9 protein-coding genes and 1 pseudogene are annotated in these 7,332 nt (G+C 44.5%); 6 read left to right on the top strand and 4 right to left on the bottom strand.

Annotation, left to right across the window (positions count from 1 at the left end):
* Together B3182_RS04000 and B3182_RS03995 are read left to right on the top strand one after the other, a co-directional pair.
* A partial coding sequence (locus B3182_RS04000; RefSeq protein ID WP_414683337.1) for a type 1 glutamine amidotransferase occupies positions 1–429 on the top strand: 429 nt, incomplete at its 5' end.
* A 15-nt stretch (positions 430–444) separates the two neighbouring features.
* Positions 445–894 (top strand): thioesterase domain-containing protein, encoded by a 450-nt coding sequence (locus B3182_RS03995; RefSeq protein WP_292353829.1) that lies wholly within the window; start codon positions 445–447, stop codon positions 892–894.
* Positions 895–925: 31 nt separating this feature from the next.
* Here the strand turns inward: B3182_RS03995 and B3182_RS03990 are convergent, their stop codons facing one another.
* The 3 genes from B3182_RS03990 to B3182_RS03980 form a co-directional block, all read right to left on the bottom strand.
* Positions 926–1,255 (bottom strand): cold shock domain-containing protein, encoded by a 330-nt coding sequence (locus B3182_RS03990; protein ID WP_292353831.1) that lies wholly within the window; start codon positions 1,253–1,255, stop codon positions 926–928.
* Between the two features lie 118 nt (positions 1,256–1,373).
* On the bottom strand, positions 1,374–1,925 hold the full coding sequence (locus tag B3182_RS03985) for a DUF421 domain-containing protein (RefSeq protein ID WP_292353833.1): 552 nt from the start codon (positions 1,923–1,925) through the stop codon (positions 1,374–1,376).
* Positions 1,926–2,037: 112 nt separating this feature from the next.
* Positions 2,038–2,949, bottom strand: a complete 912-nt coding sequence (locus tag B3182_RS03980) for a cation diffusion facilitator family transporter (protein ID WP_292353835.1) — start codon at positions 2,947–2,949, stop codon at positions 2,038–2,040.
* 170 nt (positions 2,950–3,119) lie between these two features.
* On the opposite strand from B3182_RS03980, the gene B3182_RS03975 reads away from it, so the two are divergent.
* The 4 genes from B3182_RS03975 to B3182_RS03960 all read left to right on the top strand — a co-directional run bounded on the left by B3182_RS03975 (position 3,120) and on the right by B3182_RS03960 (position 6,914).
* Entirely contained in the window at positions 3,120–3,467 is a 348-nt protein-coding gene (locus B3182_RS03975; RefSeq protein ID WP_292353837.1) for a winged helix-turn-helix domain-containing protein, read from the top strand.
* Between the two features lie 80 nt (positions 3,468–3,547).
* Positions 3,548–4,303: a hypothetical protein gene (locus B3182_RS03970; RefSeq protein ID WP_292353839.1), complete on the top strand. Its 756-nt coding sequence runs from the start codon at positions 3,548–3,550 to the stop codon at positions 4,301–4,303.
* Complete coding sequence (locus B3182_RS03965; RefSeq protein ID WP_292353841.1) at positions 4,260–4,820, top strand: hypothetical protein; 561 nt, start codon at positions 4,260–4,262, stop codon at positions 4,818–4,820. The genes B3182_RS03970 and B3182_RS03965 overlap by 44 nt, the downstream gene beginning before the upstream one ends.
* Before the next feature lie 114 nt (positions 4,821–4,934).
* Complete coding sequence (locus tag B3182_RS03960) at positions 4,935–6,914, top strand: TonB-dependent receptor (protein WP_292353843.1); 1,980 nt, start codon at positions 4,935–4,937, stop codon at positions 6,912–6,914.
* Between the two features lie 48 nt (positions 6,915–6,962).
* On the opposite strand, the pseudogene B3182_RS03955 reads toward B3182_RS03960, so the two are convergent.
* Positions 6,963–7,332: pseudogene (locus B3182_RS03955) on the bottom strand (MFS transporter); the annotation flags it as partial.

Raw genomic sequence — 7,332 nt, 5'->3', positions numbered from 1 at the left:
CAACTGATCGCCAGCGCGATGGGTGGCAGAGTCTATCCCAATATAGAAAAAGAAATCGGCTGGTGGCCAATTCAGGCGGTGGCTAACAATATTGCAGCTGCTTTCACTTTTCCTGAAATGGCCATGGTGTTTCACTGGCATGGTGAAACCTTTGATTTACCGAAGAATAGCTTGTGGCTGGCAAAAAGTTTTGGCTGTCATAATCAGGCATTTCAATTGGGCCAATCAGTCATTGGTTTGCAATTTCATTTAGAGACCACCGAAGACTCTGCTCAGGCCATTATTGAACACTGTGCCGATGAATTGGTGCCGGCACCTTATGTGCAGGCTGAAGGTGAAATACTGACCGCCGATCTGCAAAAATATCAAAATATCAATCAGCTGATGAATTCAGTACTGGATTACCTTGATAATGCACAGCAACAATAGTAGTGACTAATAGATATGACACATAATCAACTCGAACGCTATCTGTATAAACACATTCCTTTGTCGGCAGCCATGCAGGTAAGTGTGCAGAACATGACTGCAAAATCATTAACTCTGCAGGCACCGCTGGCCCCCAATATTAACCATCAGGAAACGGTATTTGGTGGCAGTGCATCAACGTTGGCGATTCTATCAGCCTGGTCGTTATTGCATACACGATTGGCGGAGGAGGGGATAGCTTCTCAACTGGTGATTCAGCGAAACGAGATGGCCTATCTCAAACCCATGATCGGAGACTTCACTGCTACGGCTGCGCTAGTGGATGAAAATGATTGGACAAGGTTCCTCAAAATCTTACGTCGTAAAGGAAAAGCCCGTATCCGCGTAGCAGCAGTTTTGTATTCCGGTCAACAGCTGGCGGCTAAGTTTTCAGGGGAATATGTGGCGTTATACGACGAGCACTAAATTATTTAATCGGATTTGGATTACATTGGCGTTATTGAGTTACGCTCGCCACGATCAACCCAATCACCAACAGCACAATTATTCCGCTGAGAATTTTTGTTTTGTTACCCGGCGTTTTACTGAGTTTAATCGTCGAAGCATGCGTTTGCGTTTTTACTGATCCCCCACGGCTAATATTGATGGCTCTGGTTTTACCATCGGCTGTGGTTTCAATGTCAAAATCAAGCAGTTCACCAACTTTGGGACGGGGACTGCTGGATGGGAAGGCTGAAATATGAACAAATACTTGCTGTTGATTATGCTCACAGAGGATGAATCCAAAACCTCTGTCATCTTTCCATTTGATTAACTTTCCGTGCATTTTCATTCAATCTTAATTTAATTAATAACTTGTCAACATAACAAAGCCAGACGCTTTAAGGAAGTTTAATAACGTTCGCCAGAAGGGATTTATGGATCGCTGACAAATTTATTCATCGTTAATGCAGGTCAGATCCATCGAGTTTGCCTTTACCTGGAACAACGATACCTTGCAGGCTCGTAGTTGCTTGGCTATTTTCTTGCTTTACCACACTAAATGAACCATCGGTTTCCAAAACCACGGCTTTGATATGCTCGAGTGTTTGACTACCCGAGGAGCGTACAGCCGAATGAATTTCATCTTCAGTGACTCGTGCACGTTTCAGTGCTGACGATAACAGGTTTCCATCATAGACCAGCAGTGCAGGTTCGCCGGTGACAATTTTTCGTACCCAAGGCACCCTGACACTGGACCAGGTCACCAGATATTGCATGCCGATCAGCAAAGCAAACGCCAAGACTCCCTCTGCCAATGCAACATCTCTATTAAGTAAAATAGTCGCCAAAGTAGAACCCAAAGCTACAGTCACAACCATATCAAACGCATTCATTTTGGATAAAGTTCGTCTGCCTGAAATCCGTAATAAGATGACCAGACTGACGTATGCCAGCACCCCGATAATCAAAGTGCGAAATAATGTTTCCCAATTATCAAAAAATATCTGGCTCATTTGTTTCTCCTGCCTATACAACACGCCAACATTTTAAATTGATAGGTTAAATCAGGGTAATCATCTATCAATTAGGCTTGGTTTACTTCTGTGAGCTCACGATGGAGTATGGTTAATGGCATTCATTACTGCTGTTTAGCAGGCAGTTTTCAGCTTCCATTACTGACTCGATTTGAATGGTGGAATGTACGATCCCAAAATGATCATGCAAATGGTTTTGCAACTGATAGAGCAACACAGTATTCAGATCGGACTCATCAACGACCAGATGAACGGTCAAAGCTGTTTCATTGGTGCTTAAAGGCCAGACATGCAGGTCATGAAAGTGTCTGACCTGTTCAAAGCTTAACAAATAATGCTGGATCTTTTTAATATCGATATTGGCTGGGACAGCATCCATCGCATAGTTGAGGGATTCATTTAATAATCGCCAGGTGCCTACCAGAATAACAGCAACAATGAGCAGGCTGACCACCGGATCAATCCATAACCACCCTTTAAACAAAATAAACAATCCGGCAATCACTACGCCTAATGAGACAGCAGCATCGGCAGCCATATGCAGGAAAGCCCCGCGAATATTCAAATCCTGTTTTTGCCCTTTAAAAAACAACAGTGCCGTGATGGTATTAATGACCACACCAATGCTGGCGACAATAATAACGGTCATACCTTGCACTGGCTGAGGGGTCAGCATCCTGTTGATCGATTCCCAGGCAATCCCACCCAAGGCAATTAACAGCATGACAGAACTGATTAATGCCGCCATCACGGTGGCTTTACGAAAACCATAAGTGCGTTTTTCAGTGGCAGCTTTTTTCGCCAGGATACTGGCTCCCCAGGCGAGTAATAAACTGACTACATCACTCAGGTTATGCCCTGCATCAGCCAGCAAAGCCATTGATCCAGACAGAATGCCGTAACTGGCCTCAATGATGACAAATATAATATTCAGGCTGATGCCAATGGCAAATGCCTGATTGTAATTAGCGACGTCGTGATGATGTGTGTGACTATGAGCCATCAGTTGTTCCGTTAGTGAGTTCTTCAGGGTAATAAACAATAACCTGTTTGTCTTGTCTTGATGTTTTTTCATTAAAGCTAAAGGGATAAATACAAACGCAGCTATTCAACTGAGAGTAAGTCGACAATGCTATTATTTATCTGTTTAAAATTACTTCATCAGGGTGCTGCATGTCAGATTCAGTCAGTATAAAAATCAGGTTACATAACCAAGACTCAGTCGCGTTGGGGCCGGGGAAAGCCGATTTGCTTGATGCCATTTTACAGCATGGTTCAATCTCTGCTGCCGGACGTGCGATGGGAATGTCTTACAAACGTGCCTGGGATCTGGTGAATACGATGAATCTGAGCTTTTCCAAACCGCTTGTGGTGACAGCAAAAGGTGGTTCACATGGAGGTGGAGCTGAAGTCACCGAGTTTGGGAAATCCATTTTGACTGCTTACCGTGATCTTGAAAAGAAAGCCTACGTTTCGATTGCTGATGATCTTGAAAAAATGACTCAGCTGCTGGGCAGCTGAGTTCAGTAAACAGTATTAAAGAAATATTTACCTTAATCGTTATATATGTTGGAATACGTCGATAACAGGTTAGGAAGATTATGCTACCAACTAAAGCACAGCGCTGGTATATCGGCATTGATGATACAGATAATATTGAAAGCCGTGGCACCGGCTTTCATGCGCGTTCACTTGGCGCTGCGATTAATAAGCAGCAATTGGGTAGATGCCGATTTATAACACGCCATCAATTATTGATGAGTCCGCTGGTGCCATTTACTTCCCATAATAGTGCTGCTTGTCTGGTTATTGAGCAGTTCAATGCTCCCGTTAGGGATATTGAAAAATTGTGTGTTGAGTATCTTTTAAACGAGAGTGCCGAGGGGTCTGATGTTGGTTTGTGCATTGCATCGGAACAACAGCTTTCCATGGCTATGCTGCAGTTCGGTTTTATCTGTAAACAACGATTGGTGACTCAGCAGCAAGCCCGTGATCTTGCAAGGCAATACAACGTTATCCTCCATGGCCTGACGGGAACAGAGGATGGTGTAATTGGCGCGCTGGCAGCGGTTAATCTATGTGGCTCGGGAGTGGATGGACGTTTACTGTGGTTGCCTGGCATGCGTGATCATGTTCAGCAAACCTTAAGCCTTTCGAGTTTGTTGGATTTGACCGACATAACAGTGGTACAGGATCGGCAAGGAAAAGTGTTAACCGATCCTGTTATCCAAATTGCAATGGGAAGCTGGCCACGTGCTATCTGGCTGGGTGGAGAAGCCACCTTGATTGTTGAACCTGATGAGGAAACCCCCAATGAGTGGAAAGTTGCTGAAAAGAGCTATCTCAAACAGTTCTGAGGTCTGGCAATCAGATAAATCCCAGCATGCATGGATTTTTATCGCAGGTGCAATGGCGATGCTAATGCATGAAACCTTCCGTTTCGGACTCGATTTGCCAGGTCGTCAGGGACTGACGTTAATGGCAATATTGATATTTGTACGACTGGTTTCGCCATATCACTATTCTGCCACATTGGCTGGAAGTGGTGGTTTAGTGGCCGCTTTAGTGATACGTGACAATCCTGCTGCTGCGATTATCGTTTTGAGCCAGGGGATAGTCCTTGACCTCGCGTTTAAACAACTTTCTGTTTCCAACATTACATTATGGTTGTTGCCTTTAGCCGCTGGTCTTGCTCATATGTTAAAACCCCTGTTCAAAATGGGATTTCTAACTTGGGCAGGGGTCGAAACGGATTCATTGCGACATGGTTTGGCGTATCCCTTTATTACTCACTTTATCTTTGGTGCAGTGGGTGGGCTGATTGGCTTTCTGGCCTGGCGAACGCTAAAGAAATCGCAAAAAAACAATCACTAAACTCAAGGAGACTTTGTGAGCATTTCACATCATAATGCTGTCAACCGATGTATATTAAAGAATATATCCAGGTTGGTTTTCAGTGCACTGATAATTCCTGTTTCAGCACAGATCATGGCTGCCGAAATAACAAATGAAAACTACGAGCTTGCTGAAATTAAGGTTGAAAATAATCCGGTGAACAGTTCACAGGTGTTGATTGATCAGCACGATCTGGAATTGTTAGGTGCGAGAAGCCTGGAAGATGCGTTGCGCTTAGTGCCATCAGTCAATACCAGATATGGGGGTGACGGTACTCCTCGCATGGATATCCGTGGATTACGAACTAGGCAGGTCAAGCTTCTACTGAACGGTATCCCTTTTTATTCCACGTTTGATGGTCAGTTTGACCCCAGTCTGATTCCGGCTTTTGCTATTGGCAAAATTGATTTGAATATCGGTAGTTCATCGGTTTTGTATGGTGATGGGGGTATGGCTGGTGTGATGGATATTAAAACCCGCAATGCGATGAGCGGGTTTCAGGCCAGTTCCAAACTGGAACGTGGCTCAGATGACTTCTGGCTAGCCAATGGTCAGGTTGGTTATGGGGATGCCGATCAGGATTTTTTCTTTGGGTATGGTGTGAGAGAGCGAGATGGCTTTTCATTGTCCAATGATTTCACTTCGCCGCTGGAAACTTCTGCAGATAACTTTCAGGATAATGACCAGCGGCGTAACAGTGATGATCGGAGGGAAAACCTGATATTTTCATATAATCGAAATTTAACCGAAAAACTCACTATTGGCATGTTTGCCAGCTATCTTGAAGGCCAGTACGGCAAGCCACCGATTGTCTTTGATAACAATGTAGACGATTTTGCTCAACGTGCCAGGTTTGAGCGTGTTGAGTCTCAGCGAGGCTTTTCTCTTCAACTTGGAGGGGATTATCAACTAGCCGATAACTGGTCAACGCGCTTATGGTTTTTTGAAAACCAACTAGAAGAGCGCAGCGCCAGTTACGATGATAATTCTTTCTCAACTATCACCAGTAATAATACTTTTGCCAGAACAGAGCAGACTAAAACGCATGGAAGCCACGCCCAACTGACAGGTGTAATTCCCACAACCGGATCCAAACTGGCATTTAGTTTTGATCAGCGTAAAGAAAGCTATGAGGAGGCTGGTCTGGAATGCACCATTTCTGGCGGTGGCGGTGGCGGTGGCGGTGGCGGTGGCGGTGGCGGCGCCCAAACTTGCCCATCACGACCATTTACCAAAACCAGTTCCGATGAATCGATCAGGGTAAAATCCTATGCAGCCGAGTTAACACAGCCATTGGCATTTGATATTACGGCTGTGCTGGGTATTGCGAGACATGAACTAGATAAGTCGGGAAATACTGATGAGTCGGCGCACAGCGGGCAATTTTCACTCACTAAACCGATAACCGATATATCAACCCTTTATGGAACAATTGCACGTAAAGTGGATGCTCCAACCATACGTCAATTGTTTGAGCAGGGCTCTGGTAACAGTGAATTGGGTTTTCAAAGGGCCAAACATTATGAAGTGGGTGTGAAAAATCAATGGCAAAAAGGTGCATTGAATATCGCCTTCTGGCAATCAGATATTAAAGATTTTATTGAAAAGGGCAACATCACAGATGTATTTGAAAACCGTGATAAATTGCGTTTTAAGGGAGTTGATATTGATGGCGGATATCAGTTTACGGATAAATTAACCATTAACGCTGGGCTAGGCTTTTTAAGTGCTGAAGATAAGTCATCAGATGCCACTACTGAAAGACTGCAGTATCGCCCTTCACATAAAGCCAGCCTGCAGGCCATCTATCAGTTAACACCACAATGGCAATTGAGCGGGGATATCATTCGTATCGGTTCACAAAATTACTTTAACCGAAAGGATTCAGCTATTCGAGATAAACTCGATAGTTTTGAATTAGTAAATACTCGACTAAAATATACGCTTGCCAATCAGAAGGCCGACTTCTATGTTGGTGTTGAAAACCTTTTGGATGAGGATTACTCCACCAGTTATGGTTACCCCCAGGCAGGCAGGTTTGTTTATACCGGTGTGAATTTACGCTGGAAGTAATTTCCAATAGCCAAATCATAGCTACACTTGACGCTAGCTGCCCTAGCGTCAAGAGCCGCTTTGCCGAAGAGCATTGATGATCCGCTTTTGTTCTTCTTCGGCGTAAAAACTCGGATCATCGAATAAATCACGTTGCTGTTGATCAAACATCATATTAAGTGCCTGGGCACTGGTTTGCACCATCGGTTCAAAGTGGGCATTTTGACCACTAACCAGATCCACCACCCGGCGTCGACGGTAAACGATATAACCGCCAAGTAACAGCAAGACCACTCCGATATAAATCGGTAAGCCATGCGACCCCAGTAATGTCATTAAAGAACCGGACAGCACCGGAGCAAACGCACAGCCGGCTCCATGCAATACCAGCATATCGGATGAACCGGAAACAATTTCATCCGGATGCAGTTGATCGATC

The organism is Methylophaga sp. UBA4204 (assembly GCF_002379485.1).
Lineage (GTDB): Bacteria > Pseudomonadota > Gammaproteobacteria > Nitrosococcales > Methylophagaceae > Methylophaga.
Note: the sequence above shows the minus strand (reverse complement) of the source record. Positions and strands in the feature narration are given on the sequence as shown.